We start from the raw sequence: 16,171 nt of genomic DNA, 5'->3' as shown, positions 1-16,171 counted from the left end.
ATGAAAAGATAACTCAAGTTATGATGAATGTCCATAACCTTTGTTATTTTACTCTGCATAACCTCGGTTATATATTGGTGAAATGAAAACATTCGCAGAAAGACTGAATGCGGCAATGACAGCCGCGGGGGTTTCTCAGGGTCAATTGGCTGAAATGGTGGGTATATCCCAACCAGCAATTCAGAAGATGACATCAGGGAAAACAAACGGCAGCCGCAAGATGGTTGAGCTTGCTAATGCGCTGAAAGTAAGGCCGGAATGGCTTAGTTCAGGCATTGGTGATATGCGTTATGAAGTCAATAAAGATTCTTCAATTCCACCGGAAAGCGAATGGGGATCAGTTGACGCTTGGGACAAGAACACGCCACTACCAGATGATGAGGTTGAAGTGCCGTTCCTTAAGGATATCGAGTTTGCATGTGGTGATGGGCGTGTACATAGCGAAGATCACAACGGTTTTAAGCTGAGATTCTCAAAAGCAACATTGCGTCGCGTTGGAGCCAATAGTGATGGCTCTGGTGTTCTCTGCTTCCCGGCGACCGGTGACAGCATGGAACCAGTAATACCCGACGGGACAACCGTTGCAGTAGACACGAATAATAAGCGCATAGTTGATGGAAAGCTTTATGCGATCGCCCAGCCTGGAGGGGGAGACGATAAGCTGAAGCGAATAAAACAGCTATATCGCAATCCCGGCGGGATGCTGACTATACGCAGCTTTAACCGTGAAGATGAGACGGCGAACGAGTCCGATGTAGAAATCATTGGGCGCGTGTTCTGGTACTCCGTGTTGCTGTAGTGGCCTGAAGAGACGTTTGGGTGATAAGAGAATATCTGATAGTAGGCGTGGTTACTTTGCTCTCGGTTGTTGCGATCGTGCTTATGGTGGCCTGATGAGACGTTTGGGTGAGATTGATGATGTGAGAGAGGTCGCAGAGATGCGGCCTTTTTTTTGCTCAACATAATGCAAGCATAAAAATTAAAAATAATTCTTGCTTGTATGGTTATACAGTGATTATTATGCAAGCACACCTTACAACAAGAGTGCCTACAATGTCAGAAGATCAAAAAGAACCTACTGGAAAAGCAAAAGGCGGCGTTGCCAGAGCTAAATCTCTCACTGCAAAACAAAGAAGCGACCAAGCAAAAAGCGGAGCTATTGCCAGGTGGGGCTATAAAGCCACTCATATGGGTAATTTTAAAGAGCAATTTGGAATTGACGCTGAGTGTTATGTTTTAAATGATGATTTAAAAACTCCCGTTGTAACGAAAACAGGATTGGCTCAACTGCTTCAAATAGGTACTCTTGCTCGTGATATAGACAGGCTGATGTCGGCTCCATTTATGAGTGAAATGCGTGATCCAGATTTAGAGGAAAAACTAGAAAAACCTCTTAAATTTCAATTGGAGGCGCGATCCAATAATTCAACGATTGCGCATGGATTTGATATCGGCGTAGTAATTGACATAGCTAAACTTCTAGTCAGGGCAAAAGAAAAAGGGGTTTTGCCAGCCAACAGAATTGCAGCAGCAGAAGCCGCACAAAGACTTATGAATGCCTCTGCCAAATCAGGTATACGTGGTGTTGCATATGCTGTTTCTGGTTACGAACCCGCTGCGCAGGCCGTAATTGAAGCTTTCAAGATGTATGTACGCGAGGAAGCTCGTGCGTGGGAAAAGGAATTTCCTGATGAACTTTACTATGAATGGTATCGGCTATACGAACTTAAAAAACCAGAGAAAGGAGGTCACCCAGGTAATTTCCGCTGGTTCACCGAGAGACACATCTACGAAACACTAGCCAAGAGCGAAGGAAAGATACTAGATATCGCTAAAGAAAATCGCGAAGAAAACGGTAAGAGAGGGGACAAAATACATATGTTTCTTTCGGACGTAGGTGTAAAAGCTCTCCGTAGGCACATTGGCAAAATCATCGGTATGGCATCAATGTGCGAAACAAAGGAGCAGTACGAAAGCGCCCTAGAGCGAGTTTTCAAATAAATCGTCAATATCCCGGCAACCGCGCCGGGTTTTTACTGTCCTTTCCTCACGAACTCCGCAGAGTCCCTAAGCAATCCCTTGTGAATCACATTACCCACCGCCCTCCTCTTGGCCTCCAGACTATCCACAATCGCATCCCTATTAATCACCACCCCGCCGATAATCAACTCAACAACCGCGCCACCGATCTCGCCAGCGATGAAAGCTGCACGATCTTCTAGTAGTTCATCTCTTCCAATATCCATTCCTAAACCCATAACAATGTCCTCTTTGATGTTTTTCTGAGCATATCACCCATTTTTTACAAAAATAAATTCATTTAGTTATCATGTATTTATAACTTTTGTGATGATAATTATAAATTAGGTTATTGCCATTACTCATAACTAAGGTTATCTTTGTCCCATCGAAACAACACAGCGTTTCGGTCAGTCGAACGGCGCGACAGTAAATCATGCGTCGGCCCCATGGCGAGCCAATGGACGGTTCCAATATGCGGGATTGCTTAACCTGATGTTTTCTTTTTAGAGAGATCAACATGTTAAGTGATTGCATAGAGCATAACCAAAAACAAAATTACGGTACCACTTCAACTCGAATCAACGGTAAGACAGTGGCGATAAGGCTTCACAGGAAAGCCTACTGCGAATCAGTCGGTGTCTCTATTGAGAGCATTAAAGGGCGTGTAGTGCTGCATATGTGTGATAACCCGCGATGCATCAACCCAGAGCATTTGGTGCTTGGTACTCAGTTGGAAAACGTAAGGGATATGGAAATTAAAGGGAGAGGAAATCACGTCTCTGGAGAGAGAAACGGTTCCGCGAAACTTACCGCAGAAGATGTTCTTGAAATACGAAGCTCCACGCTGAGTAACAGGAAAATAGCAGCCATCTATGGACTGTCTGATTCGTACATTAGTTCAATTAGGCTTCGCAAGAAGTGGAAACACATATAGCCCGCCTAGGCGGGTTCAGGATGAACGGCAATTGGATGCAAACGGAATGGTTTGTAGTGCGGTGAAATGCAACTGCCAGACAGTAACCGGGAAGATAAGCAACCCGGAACCGCACCACAAAGGATTCCGATTTAATCGGTTACGGCGCGTTAATTAACTTATGAGGTGAGGCAATGGAAGGTAATTACTTTCGATGTACCGGCCAGTGGAATGATGAAGAGTTCGATCGGGTTATTGAAGCGGAAGATGAAGGCGATGCGCGTGACCACTGGATGTACTGGTCGTGGATAGCTGGAGCAACGTTGAAAAATCTGGAAATTAAACAGGCTGCCTAACTGGCGGCCTTTTTATTAGCTCACGATACAAACAGAGGGTAAGGGTATGAAAATTGGGGTGCATGATGGCATTCACTTCGATCCTGATGACGAGTTCAAAACAGAGATAAACCCCAAGGCTTTAGCGGCTCTGATAAAGCAATACAAGCACTGCTGTCGAATGACTAAGCATTGCAGCTCAGTGGCAGCATACCGCCTCTGCCCTCACAAATTGGCAAGAGCAAAGCAATACCAGACTCGTCGCGATCACCTTGAAATATTCCTTCGGCTACTCCACACCGAAAGCAAGGAGTATGACATTGAGGAAATTGACGATCACTTCGGTGGTGAAGTTGACGACTGGTCGCTAATCCTAAAAGACAAGGTCCCAGACTAACCCGCTCCGGCGGGTTTTTTATTGCTGATACCAAAGCATCTTCACGAGGGTGCTCCGTTATCAGGGCGGCTATCCACCGCTTAAATTTCTGTATCGATGAAAATTGCATGCAGAGGTCTTTAGCTCAGCGGCGCGGCTTAAGCGCGGAGATGATTATGACTCTTATCGAATTGACCAAAAAGAAAATGGCAATTGAAGCCGAACTGGCTCAGTTGAAGGCGAAGTTTGCTGATGATACCTCACGCATCGGCAGGGAGTTGATTGCCGTGTCTGAGGGTATAAACCTGGCCAATAAAGGTCTAACGGTTGATATGGTTCGGCATGGCATGACGATCATTAACTTCGGAGACCCGAAACAAAGCGCGGAGCGACGCGGGTGTGTTGAAGACGCGATTAACGACATTGCGTCGGGGTTCACCCGTCTGAGCGAGCGTTATTTTGGCACAAAAAACTACGCCCAATGGAGCGATTAGCGTGAAGACCATCGCTATGGATATGGCCCTAAACACGGCTCTATCTGCTTCAAGATTGGCTTAACTGGCACCGCACTTAATAAGCTGGCAAGCGGCGGGTTGAGTGATTACGACGCTGAATGCGCTATCAACTGCCTGATGAACATTGACGCCATCAATGCGGCAAACGCCAAAGCCCGGGAGGCATCATGACAGTCACCCACAACAACAAGCAGTACACAGTGACAAAGCTTGCAAACGGGCATTCGTATCGACTGACATCCATCAATAAGCCGCGTGAATCATTAACCCTTAACCGCTGGCAAATGCATATCGCTGGGTTACTTGAACAGGTCGAGGTGAAGGCATGATTGACCACTACTTACTGCGGGTTGCTCAGGGAGAGCTGGCGATTGCCAAGGTTATTGGCGACGGCAATCTCTGGGCCCGAGCAATGCAAAAGATGCGCGTTGCAATGGGGACGCCGAGATATAAGCGTGGGGGCTCAAATGGACAAGCTATCTAAATGGCTAACCAGTGGTGAATACTTGCCACACTTCATGCGCGATTTTCACGACCAGAAAGACGTTTTCAAGACCATGCATAACACCATTAAAAACGCAGACGAAAATGGCAACCCGCGTGATGGTCATATCTATGTGGTTGATACCTTTCTTTGGTATATGGCTCGCTGCGGATACACGCTGCAAAAATCACGGAAAAACGTCACATTCAAAGATATGCAAGTTGATATTGACCGCTTCAAAAGAGAAATGACCGACGCCTTTTCCAAGATGCTTTCTGATAAGTAAATACTAAATTCACCCCCCCTACTCGTCCGGCTATAGCAGACGGGAAGCGCACAACCAAATTTCAGGAGAGACCATGAGTGAAGTAACGGATTTAGTCGTTATCGAAAAATCGAGCGCAATGGCTGTATTCACCAATAACGAGCAGCTCGATCCCATCATTGAAAAAATTGAGAAAGAAGCTCGAAGCCTGGTACCGGATGTATCCACCAAGAAAGGTCGTGATGCTATCGCATCCATGGCGCACAAGGTTGCGCGTTCAAAAACATATATCGACAACGCCGGTAAAGACCTTGTAGCAGAACTGAAAGCATTGCCAAAGCAGATTGATGAGAGTCGCCGCATTGTTCGTGAGCGTCTGGACGCGCTGAAAGATGAGGTACGCCGACCGCTAACAGAGTGGGAGGAAGAACAGAAGCGAATTAAGGCAGAGGAAGCCGCCCGGATTAAAGCCGAAGAAGACCGGAAGAAATTCGAATCCGATCATGAAATTGCTTTGCTGATGAACGACGTATTCGACCGTGAACAGGCAGAGAAGAAAGCGGAAGAAGAACGCCAGCGCATTGCTCATGAAGAAGAGTTAAAGCGTCAGGCAGCAGAACAGGCCAAGCGTGAAGCTGAAGAGAAAGCAGCGGCTGAACTGGCGGCAGCGAAGAAGCGTGAAGAGGATGCGATTGCAGCAAAAGCTCAGGCTGAATTACTGGCTAAGCAAGCACAAGAACGCGCAGAGCAGGAAGCTAAAGACGCCGCTGCGAAAGCTGAAGCAGAGAAGAAAGCAGCCATTGAAGCGGAACAGCGCAAAGCTCAGGAAGAAGCAGATCGCATCAAACGTGAAGCTGAAGCGAAAGAAGCCGCACGTCTGGCAGAAGAGAAGCGTATCGCTGACGAAAAGGCAAAGCGTGAAGCTGACGTGAAGCACCGCAAGGCAGTTGGAACTGAAATAGTTAACGCACTCACCGCTAATACCAGCATCTCGCGTGACCAGGCTATCGAAGTCCTGAAAGCGCTGATGGATGGCCTGGTACCGAGAACACAAATTAACTACTGAGGTGCATATGAAACTGAAACTCAAATATGACCACGCTCATGGATATCTGGACAGCCAACGCAATCAGGTCCTAGAGCTTGATGGTGTGACGCTTGATGGGACAGTAGACACACGAGAAGTTCTCCCGCAGTTGGATGGTGCTGTAGTTCTCGAATGGCTTACTGAGCAGGGTTATGTAATCACACATCAGGAGCGAGCAGCATGATCGTTGCAGAGCGATGGGATGATGATGCTTTCATCCGGCTGATGGCTGATTTAATTCTCGCAGATCCAGATGAAAGAGATGAACCGGTTAACCTGGCTGCTGAGCGACAGAATCCGATTATCAGTTGGGCCGAATTTGCGGGGGATTTTACATGAATCTGGATCAGTTAGATGCGCCATTTGCGAGTGAAGATATTGAATGGCGCATTCAGCAGGCGGGGAAAAATAATAACGGTATCTGGGCAAAAGTGCTGGCCTACGTAACCAACAGGGCAATCATGAAGCGCCTTGATGAGGTATGTGGTAAGGCTGGATGGCGTAACGAGTATCGAGATATCCCGAACAATGGAGGGGTTGAGTGCGGTATTTCCATCAAAGTTGATGGCGAGTGGATCACCAAGTGGGACGCAGCCGAAAACACGCAAGTAGAAGCGGTTAAAGGTGGTCGCTCAGGAGCTATGAAGCGTGCAGCTGTCCAGTGGGGTATCGGGCGTTACCTCTACAATCTGGAGGAAGGCTTCGCCATTGTATCGGCACAGCGGGCACCAGGATTCCATTATGCCAAGTCAAAAGAGGCTGGCGTGTTTTACTGGAAACCGCCTTCCCTTCCAGCCTGGGCATTACCTGACGGATCAGTTGTTCATCAGCCAGAACCACGGTTACCAGAGCAAATCAACGAGTCAGAACCACCTCAAGACGTGGACGCTGATAAGGTGCTCGCCGATTTCTCCCAATATGCCAGCAAAGAAAACGACGGCGTGAAATTGAAAGCTCGTTATGAAGAAACGTGGAAGTTGTTAAACGGATTTGCTGAGCATCAGGCTAAATGCAAAGACGTTACCGGCATTCGAATCAGAGAATTAAAACAGGCGGCATAACCGCCTATCCTATCTAACAGCGGGCGGCATCGCCGTTATCGATATGACTCCAGAAACTATCCTCAGCATTCTGCGCAAGGACGCGCGGAACAATATCACTGCGTTCCATAGATGGAAAACTTCAGCAGGCGCACTAAGCCACTCAGAAGGAATCACCCTCAATTACCACGAGCCATATTACGAGGGATGGGCACCTAACTTAGAGATGCAACAAACATTCATCTCAGGTCCTGCGCTGGACCAGATACAACAACACCTGGTCGCTGAGGAATGGGGAAACGGAACGATCGGCGGCTGTGTGTATCGCCTTAAGGAGAACCAATGAGCGAACTTTGGCAACCGTGGGAAAACCTGTTCCTGCATGAAGTTGGCAGAACAATGCCGGTTCATGTTATCGCTGAAAAGCTTGAGCGTTCCGAATCGGCAATCACTCGCCAGGCATCACGTATCGGCGCACCACTCATCAGAAAGATGACCGGCAGACCATGGACACCAGCCGAGCTTCATCTCTTTGGTCGGTTCTCAGAGGAAGAGATAGCCAAGGCAACCAATCGAACCATTTACTCAGTCAGAAGCAAGCGTAACGTACTGGCCCGCTCCGGAGGATTAACTATGCGTGAATGGTCAACGGAAGAGTTAGCAATACTGATGCGCTACACCAACGCAGAAGTAGCAGAGATTACCGGTAGGAGTATCGAAGAGGTCGGAGATAAGCGTCTGCAGGTGAATATTGAGCGGAATGGCTGGGATAAGCATAAACCAGAGGACACATGACGCTAACCAAACGAATCACAAGGTCGCTATGTCGGTCTTTTTATTTTCTCGCGTTCACCTTCAACCGAATTAACCGACAGTTTATGGAGCACTGATTATGAGTGAAAAATTACGAATTGAACTTGGCGATAAGTACGTCGTCACCGGGTCTGCGCATGACCTGATTCTTAATGAGAAGAAGATTTCCAAGGAAGGTAAAAACGCCGGTCAGGAAGTACTTTCTCGACTTGGTTACTACAGCAAGTTTGAGCATCTGGTACGTGAATTAATGCACAAAGAGATTCTGGAATCCGAAGCACAGACCCTCACTGAATTACGCGACCACATCTATCAACTCAGCGAGAGGCTGGGTAAGGCTGTTGGACTATGACATCAGAAATCATCGATCAGGCCAGCGCTCTCGAAGAGATGATGCGCGACCATGCTATTCAGGCTCACAGACTCAACCACTCAGCAGTATCAGCAACGCACTGTGATGAATGCGGGGACAAGTTACAGGATGCGCGCCGGAAAGCGTATCCGGGATGCACGATGTGCGTTAGTTGCCAGGGTGAGATGGAATTGCGGAATAAGCAGCGAGGCGGGTGATGGCAGCCTATTACAACGAAATCGACCAGTATGTAGCTCAATGGCTGCGTAACCTTATCGCCGGTGGTCACATCGCACCAGGCGAAGTTGACGAACGGAGTATTGAAGATGTCACACCTGACGACCTCAGAGGATTTACCCAATGCCACTTTTTCGCCGGAATTGGCGTCTGGTCTCATTCCCTGCGTCTCGCCGGCTGGCCAGACGATAAGCCAGTCTGGACTGGTTCCTGCCCGTGCCAGCCTTTCAGCGCGGCAGGCAAAGGAAATGGGTTTGATGACGAGCGGCACCTATGGCCTTCTTTCTTCCACCTCATCAGCGAGTGCAGACCTCAGCACATCTTTGGCGAACAGGTTGCAAGCGGTAACGCAAATACATGGTTCGACCTTGTACAAGCAGACATGGAAGGATTGGAATACGCCTTCGGGATTGTGCCGTTTACGTCAGCGGGCATCGGTGCGCCGCACATCAGAGAGCGGGCATACTGGGTGGCCAACGCCAGTAGCAAATACGAATCCACAGCCGGAAACGAAACGGGGATTGCAGCACGTCTCCGGAGCAGCTCGCCTGACAGGCTGGCAAACACCGGTGGCGAACGACTCAACCGGATCGACTCATTGCTACAGCGGGAAGAATCAGGACGGGTCGCCAAAAGTGTGCCTGAAGTTACCGGGCACAGCGTTACTGGCTGGATGGGTTACGCCGACCACTCGCGACTGGAAAGACACTTCGGGAATGACGGCGCAGCGGGACGGAAAGGACAGGCTGGATCAGTTGCCGCGTCAGGCGTACACATGCGGCCCCTTGAGGTTAACGGTTTTTGGCGTGATGCAGACTGGCTCTTATGTCGAGATGGCAAATGGCGTCCAGTTGAACCCTGCACATTCCCGCTGGTTGATGGGGCTGCCGCGCGAATGGGACGAGTCGAGTCCGGGGTGGCAAGAGTGGCAAGCAGCAACCGCACCGGCAGACTCAGGGGTTACGGTAATGCCATAAACGCACAGGCGGCTGCCGCTTTCATCAGCGCTTATATGGAGTCAGCCAATGTTCCAGTTAATTCAACGGGGTCAGATTTACGCTGACCAGCATGGTTGGCCCGTCATAGTTCACTCCGTCACTTCAGAAATAGTCCGCTACTGGCGACAGGGCCGGATCAACACCGCTTCAATCGACCGCTTTAATAACGATTTCGAACACCTAGACCCACACGAGGCGGCACAGATACGCGCCGAACTTGAAACAGCAGAACACTTAAAACGCCTCCGCGCTATGCGGGCGGCATGAGGAGAGATTATGGGGAAGATGACATTTGTCTTTGAATATGAGGACGGTAAAGAGCCGCCAGTCAGTGCTGCCGATGAGTTCATGGGAGGCAGGTTAGTTTCTGCGGCATTATATGATTATCGTGATGACTTTTTCACGGAAGAGCAAAAAGAAGCTATTGCCGAAATGTTGGAGGAGTCCGAGTGACATGACCATATTGAACAGCATGAAGCAGAAGCAATTATGAAAAAGGTCGAATCTCTCACCTACTGAGCGCAACTTATAGCCAGTTATGAGCTGGCTATTGGGTGCGAATGCACTGCCACGTTATCCCCCATTTGCCCGGCCAATAGTGCCGGGTTCTTTTTGCCTGGCTTCCAGGTTCGATTTCCAAACCGGAGATGAAACCCATGCAACACCAATTACAGCCCGATTCACTGGTTGATCTGAAATTCATCATGGCAGATACTGGTTTCGGAAAGACCTTCATCTATGACCGCATCAAAGACGGCACCCTGCCAAAAAGTAAACTCATCCACGGCCGCGCACGCTGGCTATATAGTGAACACTGCGAGTTCAAACAAAAGCTCTTAAGCCGCCTCGATGGGTAAAATTGCGGGTAAAATAAAATTCACTTCTGAAAATTCCCTTTCCATACAATCCCCTGCCATGCCAATTCGATGTATGCAGGGGACACTTTTAATTAAATGCATCCGGCTAAATCCTTTCATTTACCTGTCAGTTCACCCCTAAGCCAGGCGATAAAACGGCACATTCCTCACCGTTGCAGTAAGATTGTCGGACACCATTGTCTGCTCAGTAGCTATCCGCATCCCTGATTTTCTCAGCCTCAGTACGTCAGCAGCAATACGTTGGCTGCCAAACCAGAAAAGCCCGTCCAAAGCAGTGACATCAAGGCCTGATTCCAGTGCCAGCTTCAGACGCTCACGCGGTGCTTTTACCGTTTTAGCAATTTGCTGATATGGCGCTTCGCTTGAACCTGCACGATTAATGCGTCGAATACGATGCGACAGGCGGTACTGAAATTCATCCGGTATCCCGCCGAGACTCGCTTTCAGGCTGTAAACACAACCAAAGCGTTTGCCGTTAAAGATTACGTTTTTCTGACTAAGCTGTAGCTCTTCACGAACGCTGGCAATCAGTTGCGGGGTACGGAGTAATAACAAACGGAAAGGCAGCTCAAAGCTGGTCACATAGTCCACATTCAATAAAGCAATACGCAGACGCTCTTCCGGACCCGCCTTCATTTCCCGACATTCAGCAATAACATCAGCCCACTGGCCAGCCAGACGGGAACTTTCAGTCGCCTCAGTAAAGCTGTATTTTTCAGTCTGATAATCAATACGTTCGGTCACTCGGAATTCCCTTCTGGCCACATCTCGGTATTGGTTGCTCACTTTACCAGCGACAGACTGCAACCGGAAGCCTGCAGGTATAGTCAGTGGAATGATAGAAACTTCTGCGGAAACGCTTCATTTTTTGATAAATCAATCATTAAAAATATATTTTGACTAAAATCAATTAACCAAAATTATGATTATTGAAGTATAGCCATGATTAATCTTTAGCCAGTTTGTCAGGAATAAGTTCTCCATAAACAGGCTGATTAATACCGGTAATGAGAAACATTATCGGAAATGATTCATCACTCAGAAAAAAGGAATTTATTCATATGATCAGAATCAAGACCAGTATCGCTACTTTGACCCTTTGTACCTTACTGACAGCTCCCGCATGGGGAGACGCGCAATCGCCGATAAGGCTGGTGATCCATGGTGGTGCCGGTACCATTACAAAAGATACCATCACACCAGAACAGGAAAAGCAGTATACAGAAAAACTCACTGAAGCTCTGAATGCAGGTTATGCGGTTCTGAATAAAGGCGGTAGCAGCCTGGAAGCCGTTCAGAAAGCGATTAATGTGATGGAAGATTCTCCTCTCTTCAATGCAGGTAAAGGTGCCGTGTTTACCCACGATGGCCGCAATGAACTGGATGCGTCCATTATGGATGGGAAAACCCGAAAAGCCGGTGCCGTTGCTGGTGTAACCACGGTTAAAAACCCAATTAATGCGGCGTATGCCGTTATGACTCAAAGCCCGCACGTTCTCATGGTCTCGACAGGCGCGGATACCTTTGCAAAAGAACAGGGACTCGCAACCGTTGATCCTGCTTATTTCAAAACAGATTTTCGCTGGCAGCAATTACAGAATGCAATCAAAAAAGAAAAAGTGCTCCTTGATCACGATGGAAAGAGCGCTGCCCTGTTCGCTGACCCGATGATGTATGACTATAAATATGGCACTGTCGGCGCTGTTGCTCTGGATAAAGACGGTAATCTCGCTGCCGGAACGTCTACAGGCGGAATGACCAACAAACGTTACGGACGTGTGGGGGATTCACCTATCATTGGCGCAGGAAATTATGCCGACAATGAAACCGTGGCGGTATCCGCAACCGGCTCAGGAGAAATGTTTATCCGCACGCTGACCGCGTATAACATTGCAGCCCAGGTGAAATACCGCAATACCCCTTTAAAAGACGCAGCGCAGAATGCTCTGGATGAAGTTAAGGCGCTGAATGGCAGCGGTGGAGTAATTGTGCTTGATAAAGCCGGTAATTACACCATGTCCTTCAACTCTGAAGGTATGTACCGGGGAACCATAGGCGATGACGGAAAACCCATTGTAGCCATTTATCGTTAATACTATTTCCCCGCCAGGGGATGAACCGACCCGGTATGTTGTCCGGGTCGGTTAAACGGCGTCAGGTCAGACAACAAAACGATTGACCAGCCCCTTCATGGTGACAGACAGATTGTCCAGACGCTGGCTGTTGAAGTGGCACACTGAATTTGGCCACCTGAACAGAGGTGATATGCTCACCTCAGAACAACACAGGTGCTCCAATGAAAAAAAGAAATTTCAGCGCAGAGTTTAAACGCGAATCCGCTCAACTGGTTGTTGACCAGAACTACACGGTGGCAGATGCCGCCAAAGCTATGGATGTTGGCCTTTCCACAATGACAAGATGGGTCAAACAACTGCGTGATGAGCGTCAGGGCAAAACACCAAAAGCCTCTCCGATAACACCAGAACAAATCGAAATACGTGAGCTGAGGAAAAAGCTACAACGCATTGAAATGGAGAATGAAATATTAAAAAAGGCTACCGCGCTCTTGATGTCAGACTCCCTGAACAGTTCTCGATAATCGGGAAACTCAGAGCGCATTATCCTGTGGTCACACTCTGCCATGTGTTCGGGGTTCATCGCAGCAGCTACAGATACTGGAAAAACCGTCCTGAAAAACCAGACGGCAGACGGGCTGTATTACGCAGTCAGGTACTTGAGCTACATGGCATCAGCCACGGTTCGGCCGGAGCAAGAAGCATCGCCACAATGGCAACCCGGAGAGGCTACCAGATGGGACGCTGGCTTGCTGGCAGGCTCATGAAAGAGCTGGGGCTGGTCAGCTGTCAGCAGCCGACTCACCGGTATAAACGTGGTGGTCATGAACATGTTGCTATCCCTAACTACCTTGAACGGCAGTTCGCCGTGACCGAGCCAAATCAGGTGTGGTGCGGTGATGTGACCTATATCTGGACGGGTAAGCGCTGGGCGTACCTCGCCGTTGTTCTCGACCTGTTCGCAAGAAAACCAGTGGGCTGGGCCATGTCGTTCTCGCCGGACAGCAGGCTCACCATGAAAGCGCTGGAAATGGCATGGGAAACCCGTGGTAAGCCCGGCGGGGTGATGTTCCACAGCGATCAGGGCAGTCATTATACGAGCAGGCAGTTCCGGCAGTTATTGTGGCGATACCAGATCAGGCAGAGTATGAGCCGGCGCGGAAATTGCTGGGATAACAGCCCAATGGAACGCTTCTTCAGAAGTCTGAAGAACGAATGGATACCGGTGGTGGGTTACGTAAGCTTCAGCGAGGCAGCTCACGCCATAACGGATTATATCGTTGGATATTACAGCGCACTAAGACCGCACGAATATAACGGTGGGTTACCCCCAAACGAATCGGAAAATCGATACTGGAAAAACTCTAACTCGGTGGCCAGTTTTTGTTGACCACTTCAGTCTGAAACGAAATATCGTCTATCGAGGTCACAATATTCGAGATTTTCTCACTGGAAGAGCGAATATCCCCCATGCTCTGATTTGCCGCACTGGCGACGTTACTGGCCTGGCGGACCTCTTTTTCCAGCCTGATTGTCAGATGCTCCGCTTCGCGGGCATTGTCCGCCGTTTGCGTAATCGTCGTGGAGAGCTGTTCCATACTGGCCACCGCTTGTACTATTGATGCTGCCTGTTCATCCGTGCGTTGGGCCAGGTCCTGATTACCCGCCGTAATACTGCTGCTGGCATCGGATAAAACCACGGAGCCTTGTTTAATCTCCTGGACGATATGCTGAATACTTTCCAGCATCGTGTTATAGGCGCGATTAAGTGAGGAAAGCTCATCTTTCCCTGGGGTCGCCAGTCGTTGAGTCAGATCGCCGTTCATACCCGCAATCTTGCGGAGCGTGTCACTAAATTGACGATGCATATTGATAGCGATTGCCCCTGCGAACGCCAATGATGCCAGGAGCGCTAACAAGCTGACAATCATATATATTTGCCAGTTTTTTCGTGCATCCTGCGCGAGTTTTTCCGCATTCGCTAACAGAAGATTCGCCGTCACATCTTCTATCTGCCGCATCACTTCAATACGCTGGGTTTGAACCTTGAACCAGACAGTAGGATCGACATCAAATCCACCGTTCGCGGCATGACTAAACGCGGTTTCGCGAAATGAGAGGGCTTTTGACGCTTCTGTGGACTGTAAGCGGCTTTCCAGCATGGCCGCCTGTTCCGGAGGGCTCAGACGCAACGATTGTGCCAGCCAGACGTTCTGTTTACTGACGACATCACTGAGTTGATGTAACTGCCCCTCGGCGAAATGACCGGAGGAAAAGATATTTGACAGCAGCGCGCGTTCAATACCTGCCTGTTCTTTCAAATTCAGCAAGTTGTAGTAGGCGGCGAATGCGTTCGCCATCTCGCCTGAATCCGTCAACTGTCCCAACCTGCCCACAAAACTCAGCACATCAGCAATGACATTAGTATAAAACTTAACGACATCGGAGGCCGGAAGCCCCAATCGCGTGACGTTTTCCCGGATGGTGGCAAGCGACAGAATGTTTTTCTTAAACGTGGTGACAGAATTGGCGGCATCCCCTTCTGGTAATGCAGTATCGGACAGTGAACGCACAAAGACCTCGATCTCGCGATCGGTTAAAGCCCGCTGCGCGGTTAACTCATCTTTGAACGTCTTCCCTTCTGCCCCCAGAAATCCGACGCTCATTCCCCGTTCTTTTTGCAGCTCATGCACCACATTTCCGGCACTACGCGCGAGCGCTGTCAGTTGAGCAATATTTTCCATCTGCCGTTCTGTCTCAATGCGCGTCAATATTCCTGAACCAGCAAACCAACATAACGCCAATAATAGTGGTTGTAGCGCGATTATTAACTTCATTTTCATCGGCATTCGATAAACCCACCACATGCCACTTCCCTCCATTGTCCATATTTTCATTATGGTTATCGGCGCAATGAGGCTGCACTTTAAATTTGATCAAGAGACAACTGATTGTTTTTTAGATTAAATACCTGCCAAAATAACTCTATTTGATTATGACAATCAGGATAAATCACTAGAATATTTATATTTATGATATCTATTCTCAAGTTAGTTAAATCATTCAGCATATTATTTCTTATTAAAAAACGGGTTAACTATCAACACGATTCGGAAAGGGAGTAAGACACAGAACAGTGACACCTACTGGAGATAACCGTCGTGGCACGGCCATTTTCTGGCATCCCGCCGAACGTTAAGGTTATAATCCTGACAACGATTTTATTGGATTAGAAGCGACGATGACAAAACTTACCCTACAAGAACAGATGCTTAAGGCAGGTCTGGTCAGCAGCAAAAAAGTGGCCAAAGTGCAAAGAACGGCGAAGAAATCGCGCGTTCAGGCTCGCGAAGCCAGAGAAGCGGTTGAAGAGAATAAAAAAGCGCAAATTGAGCGCGACAAGCAGCTCAGCGAACAGCAGAAACAGGCCGCGCTGTCTAAAGAATATAAAGCCCAGATCAAGCAACTGATTGAAATGAATAAAATCACCATTACCCGTGGCGATATTGGTTACAACTTTACTGATAATAACCTGATCAAAAAAGTCTATGTTGATAAGGTGACTCAGTCTCAGTTGATCAAGGGCCGTCTGGCCATTGCCCGACTCACGGCTGAAAGCGGCAACGATAGCGAATACGCCATTATCCCGGCTGTCGTCGCCGACAAGATTGCGCAGCGCGATGCAAGTTATATTGTTTTAAATTGCGAGCTGAGCCAGGAAGCGAAGGACGAAGACGATCCGTATGCTGATTTTGTCATCCCTGATGATTTGATGTGGTAA

At 48.5% G+C, this 16,171-nt stretch carries 25 protein-coding genes and 1 pseudogene; 23 read left to right on the top strand and 3 right to left on the bottom strand.

The window, feature by feature from the left end; translation table 11 throughout:
* The first annotated feature begins 82 nt into the window (after window positions 1–82).
* Both HV302_RS07520 and HV302_RS07515 read left to right on the top strand, forming a co-directional pair.
* Entirely contained in the window at window positions 83–799 is a 717-nt protein-coding gene (locus HV302_RS07520) for an XRE family transcriptional regulator (RefSeq protein WP_181627120.1), read from the top strand.
* Window positions 800–1,053: 254 nt separating this feature from the next.
* A complete protein-coding gene (locus HV302_RS07515; protein ID WP_161623292.1) occupies window positions 1,054–2,001 on the top strand; it encodes a P63C domain-containing protein in 948 nt (315 codons plus the stop codon).
* A gap of 32 nt (window positions 2,002–2,033) precedes the next feature.
* Here the strand turns inward: HV302_RS07515 and HV302_RS07510 are convergent, their stop codons facing one another.
* Window positions 2,034–2,258 (bottom strand): hypothetical protein, encoded by a 225-nt coding sequence (locus HV302_RS07510; RefSeq protein ID WP_181627119.1) that lies wholly within the window; start codon window positions 2,256–2,258, stop codon window positions 2,034–2,036.
* 281 nt (window positions 2,259–2,539) lie between these two features.
* On the opposite strand from HV302_RS07510, the gene HV302_RS28535 reads away from it, so the two are divergent.
* The 18 genes from HV302_RS28535 (at window position 2,540) to HV302_RS07420 (ending at window position 10,294) form a co-directional block, all read left to right on the top strand.
* The gene (locus HV302_RS28535) at window positions 2,540–2,956 is read left to right on the top strand and encodes an HNH endonuclease (protein ID WP_000947484.1); all 417 of its coding nucleotides are present in this window, start codon (window positions 2,540–2,542) and stop codon (window positions 2,954–2,956) included.
* 173 nt (window positions 2,957–3,129) lie between these two features.
* Window positions 3,130–3,291, top strand: a complete 162-nt coding sequence (locus tag HV302_RS07500; RefSeq protein ID WP_164091700.1) for a hypothetical protein — start codon at window positions 3,130–3,132, stop codon at window positions 3,289–3,291.
* 46 nt (window positions 3,292–3,337) lie between these two features.
* The gene (locus HV302_RS07495) at window positions 3,338–3,667 is read left to right on the top strand and encodes a hypothetical protein (RefSeq protein WP_181627118.1); all 330 of its coding nucleotides are present in this window, start codon (window positions 3,338–3,340) and stop codon (window positions 3,665–3,667) included.
* 155 nt (window positions 3,668–3,822) lie between these two features.
* On the top strand, window positions 3,823–4,140 hold the full coding sequence (locus HV302_RS28190) for a hypothetical protein (RefSeq protein ID WP_326928764.1): 318 nt from the start codon (window positions 3,823–3,825) through the stop codon (window positions 4,138–4,140).
* A 188-nt stretch (window positions 4,141–4,328) separates the two neighbouring features.
* Window positions 4,329–4,490: a hypothetical protein gene (locus tag HV302_RS07485; RefSeq protein WP_181627117.1), complete on the top strand. Its 162-nt coding sequence runs from the start codon at window positions 4,329–4,331 to the stop codon at window positions 4,488–4,490.
* Window positions 4,487–4,645, top strand: a complete 159-nt coding sequence (locus HV302_RS07480) for a host cell division inhibitory peptide Kil (RefSeq protein WP_181627116.1) — start codon at window positions 4,487–4,489, stop codon at window positions 4,643–4,645. Before HV302_RS07485 ends, HV302_RS07480 begins: the two co-directional genes overlap by 4 nt.
* Entirely contained in the window at window positions 4,629–4,931 is a 303-nt protein-coding gene (locus HV302_RS07475; protein WP_181627115.1) for a hypothetical protein, read from the top strand. The genes HV302_RS07480 and HV302_RS07475 overlap by 17 nt, the downstream gene beginning before the upstream one ends.
* Before the next feature lie 73 nt (window positions 4,932–5,004).
* Window positions 5,005–5,976, top strand: coding sequence for a hypothetical protein (locus tag HV302_RS07470; RefSeq protein ID WP_181627114.1), 972 nt, complete (start codon window positions 5,005–5,007; stop codon window positions 5,974–5,976).
* 7 nt (window positions 5,977–5,983) lie between these two features.
* Window positions 5,984–6,181, top strand: a complete 198-nt coding sequence (locus HV302_RS07465; protein WP_181627113.1) for a hypothetical protein — start codon at window positions 5,984–5,986, stop codon at window positions 6,179–6,181.
* The gene (locus HV302_RS07460) at window positions 6,178–6,336 is read left to right on the top strand and encodes a hypothetical protein (protein WP_181627112.1); all 159 of its coding nucleotides are present in this window, start codon (window positions 6,178–6,180) and stop codon (window positions 6,334–6,336) included. Before HV302_RS07465 ends, HV302_RS07460 begins: the two co-directional genes overlap by 4 nt.
* On the top strand, window positions 6,333–7,058 hold the full coding sequence (locus tag HV302_RS07455) for a Rad52/Rad22 family DNA repair protein (protein ID WP_181627111.1): 726 nt from the start codon (window positions 6,333–6,335) through the stop codon (window positions 7,056–7,058). The genes HV302_RS07460 and HV302_RS07455 overlap by 4 nt, the downstream gene beginning before the upstream one ends.
* A gap of 321 nt (window positions 7,059–7,379) precedes the next feature.
* On the top strand, window positions 7,380–7,832 hold the full coding sequence (locus HV302_RS28185) for a hypothetical protein (protein ID WP_326928781.1): 453 nt from the start codon (window positions 7,380–7,382) through the stop codon (window positions 7,830–7,832).
* Window positions 7,833–7,929: 97 nt separating this feature from the next.
* Window positions 7,930–8,202, top strand: coding sequence for a DUF5405 family protein (locus HV302_RS07445; protein ID WP_071701032.1), 273 nt, complete (start codon window positions 7,930–7,932; stop codon window positions 8,200–8,202).
* Entirely contained in the window at window positions 8,199–8,420 is a 222-nt protein-coding gene (locus HV302_RS07440) for a TraR/DksA family transcriptional regulator (protein WP_181627110.1), read from the top strand. The genes HV302_RS07445 and HV302_RS07440 overlap by 4 nt, the downstream gene beginning before the upstream one ends.
* Window positions 8,420–9,502: a DNA cytosine methyltransferase gene (locus tag HV302_RS07435; protein WP_181627109.1), complete on the top strand. Its 1,083-nt coding sequence runs from the start codon at window positions 8,420–8,422 to the stop codon at window positions 9,500–9,502. Before HV302_RS07440 ends, HV302_RS07435 begins: the two co-directional genes overlap by 1 nt.
* The gene (locus HV302_RS07430) at window positions 9,465–9,704 is read left to right on the top strand and encodes a DUF4222 domain-containing protein (RefSeq protein ID WP_181627108.1); all 240 of its coding nucleotides are present in this window, start codon (window positions 9,465–9,467) and stop codon (window positions 9,702–9,704) included. The genes HV302_RS07435 and HV302_RS07430 overlap by 38 nt, the downstream gene beginning before the upstream one ends.
* A 9-nt stretch (window positions 9,705–9,713) precedes the next feature.
* Complete coding sequence (locus HV302_RS07425) at window positions 9,714–9,890, top strand: hypothetical protein (RefSeq protein ID WP_181627107.1); 177 nt, start codon at window positions 9,714–9,716, stop codon at window positions 9,888–9,890.
* Between the two features lie 203 nt (window positions 9,891–10,093).
* Window positions 10,094–10,294: a helix-turn-helix transcriptional regulator gene (locus HV302_RS07420; RefSeq protein ID WP_023294204.1), complete on the top strand. Its 201-nt coding sequence runs from the start codon at window positions 10,094–10,096 to the stop codon at window positions 10,292–10,294.
* A 138-nt stretch (window positions 10,295–10,432) separates the two neighbouring features.
* Here the strand turns inward: HV302_RS07420 and HV302_RS07415 are convergent, their stop codons facing one another.
* Window positions 10,433–11,059, bottom strand: a complete 627-nt coding sequence (locus HV302_RS07415; RefSeq protein ID WP_053389554.1) for a DNA-binding protein — start codon at window positions 11,057–11,059, stop codon at window positions 10,433–10,435.
* Window positions 11,060–11,376: 317 nt separating this feature from the next.
* On the opposite strand from HV302_RS07415, the gene HV302_RS07410 reads away from it, so the two are divergent.
* A complete protein-coding gene (locus HV302_RS07410) occupies window positions 11,377–12,408 on the top strand; it encodes an isoaspartyl peptidase/L-asparaginase family protein (RefSeq protein WP_137351907.1) in 1,032 nt (343 codons plus the stop codon).
* A 203-nt stretch (window positions 12,409–12,611) separates the two neighbouring features.
* A protein-coding gene (locus HV302_RS07405; protein ID WP_094461488.1) for an IS3-like element IS911 family transposase occupies window positions 12,612–13,780 on the top strand; the annotation gives its coding sequence in 2 pieces (ribosomal slippage) (window positions 12,612–12,861 and window positions 12,861–13,780; 1,170 coding nt in all).
* On the opposite strand, the pseudogene HV302_RS07400 reads toward HV302_RS07405, so the two are convergent.
* Window positions 13,770–15,257: pseudogene (locus HV302_RS07400) on the bottom strand (methyl-accepting chemotaxis protein); the annotation flags it as partial. The gene HV302_RS07405 and the pseudogene HV302_RS07400 sit on opposite strands and share 11 nt — an antisense overlap.
* A gap of 374 nt (window positions 15,258–15,631) precedes the next feature.
* Between HV302_RS07400 and HV302_RS07395 the strand changes: the two are divergent.
* Window positions 15,632–16,171, top strand: coding sequence for a DUF2058 domain-containing protein (locus HV302_RS07395; RefSeq protein WP_016157066.1), 540 nt, complete (start codon window positions 15,632–15,634; stop codon window positions 16,169–16,171).

It is taken from the genome of Citrobacter sp. RHBSTW-00859 (assembly GCF_013729795.1).
GTDB classification, from domain to species: Bacteria; Pseudomonadota; Gammaproteobacteria; order Enterobacterales; family Enterobacteriaceae; genus Citrobacter; species Citrobacter braakii.
This window is presented reverse-complemented; position numbering and strand designations above follow the sequence as displayed.

Coding starts and splice junctions, on each gene's coding strand:
- HV302_RS07520 (WP_181627120.1), top strand. CDS start 83: ATGAAAACATTCGCAGAAAGACTGAATGCGGCAATGACAGCCGCGGGG.
- HV302_RS07515 (WP_161623292.1), top strand. CDS start 1,054: ATGTCAGAAGATCAAAAAGAACCTACTGGAAAAGCAAAAGGCGGCGTT.
- HV302_RS07510 (WP_181627119.1), bottom strand. CDS start 2,258: ATGGGTTTAGGAATGGATATTGGAAGAGATGAACTACTAGAAGATCGT.
- HV302_RS28535 (WP_000947484.1), top strand. CDS start 2,540: ATGTTAAGTGATTGCATAGAGCATAACCAAAAACAAAATTACGGTACC.
- HV302_RS07500 (WP_164091700.1), top strand. CDS start 3,130: ATGGAAGGTAATTACTTTCGATGTACCGGCCAGTGGAATGATGAAGAG.
- HV302_RS07495 (WP_181627118.1), top strand. CDS start 3,338: ATGAAAATTGGGGTGCATGATGGCATTCACTTCGATCCTGATGACGAG.
- HV302_RS28190 (WP_326928764.1), top strand. CDS start 3,823: ATGACTCTTATCGAATTGACCAAAAAGAAAATGGCAATTGAAGCCGAA.
- HV302_RS07485 (WP_181627117.1), top strand. CDS start 4,329: ATGACAGTCACCCACAACAACAAGCAGTACACAGTGACAAAGCTTGCA.
- HV302_RS07480 (WP_181627116.1), top strand. CDS start 4,487: ATGATTGACCACTACTTACTGCGGGTTGCTCAGGGAGAGCTGGCGATT.
- HV302_RS07475 (WP_181627115.1), top strand. CDS start 4,629: ATGGACAAGCTATCTAAATGGCTAACCAGTGGTGAATACTTGCCACAC.
- HV302_RS07470 (WP_181627114.1), top strand. CDS start 5,005: ATGAGTGAAGTAACGGATTTAGTCGTTATCGAAAAATCGAGCGCAATG.
- HV302_RS07465 (WP_181627113.1), top strand. CDS start 5,984: ATGAAACTGAAACTCAAATATGACCACGCTCATGGATATCTGGACAGC.
- HV302_RS07460 (WP_181627112.1), top strand. CDS start 6,178: ATGATCGTTGCAGAGCGATGGGATGATGATGCTTTCATCCGGCTGATG.
- HV302_RS07455 (WP_181627111.1), top strand. CDS start 6,333: ATGAATCTGGATCAGTTAGATGCGCCATTTGCGAGTGAAGATATTGAA.
- HV302_RS28185 (WP_326928781.1), top strand. CDS start 7,380: ATGAGCGAACTTTGGCAACCGTGGGAAAACCTGTTCCTGCATGAAGTT.
- HV302_RS07445 (WP_071701032.1), top strand. CDS start 7,930: ATGAGTGAAAAATTACGAATTGAACTTGGCGATAAGTACGTCGTCACC.
- HV302_RS07440 (WP_181627110.1), top strand. CDS start 8,199: ATGACATCAGAAATCATCGATCAGGCCAGCGCTCTCGAAGAGATGATG.
- HV302_RS07435 (WP_181627109.1), top strand. CDS start 8,420: ATGGCAGCCTATTACAACGAAATCGACCAGTATGTAGCTCAATGGCTG.
- HV302_RS07430 (WP_181627108.1), top strand. CDS start 9,465: ATGTTCCAGTTAATTCAACGGGGTCAGATTTACGCTGACCAGCATGGT.
- HV302_RS07425 (WP_181627107.1), top strand. CDS start 9,714: ATGGGGAAGATGACATTTGTCTTTGAATATGAGGACGGTAAAGAGCCG.
- HV302_RS07420 (WP_023294204.1), top strand. CDS start 10,094: ATGCAACACCAATTACAGCCCGATTCACTGGTTGATCTGAAATTCATC.
- HV302_RS07410 (WP_137351907.1), top strand. CDS start 11,377: ATGATCAGAATCAAGACCAGTATCGCTACTTTGACCCTTTGTACCTTA.
- HV302_RS07395 (WP_016157066.1), top strand. CDS start 15,632: ATGACAAAACTTACCCTACAAGAACAGATGCTTAAGGCAGGTCTGGTC.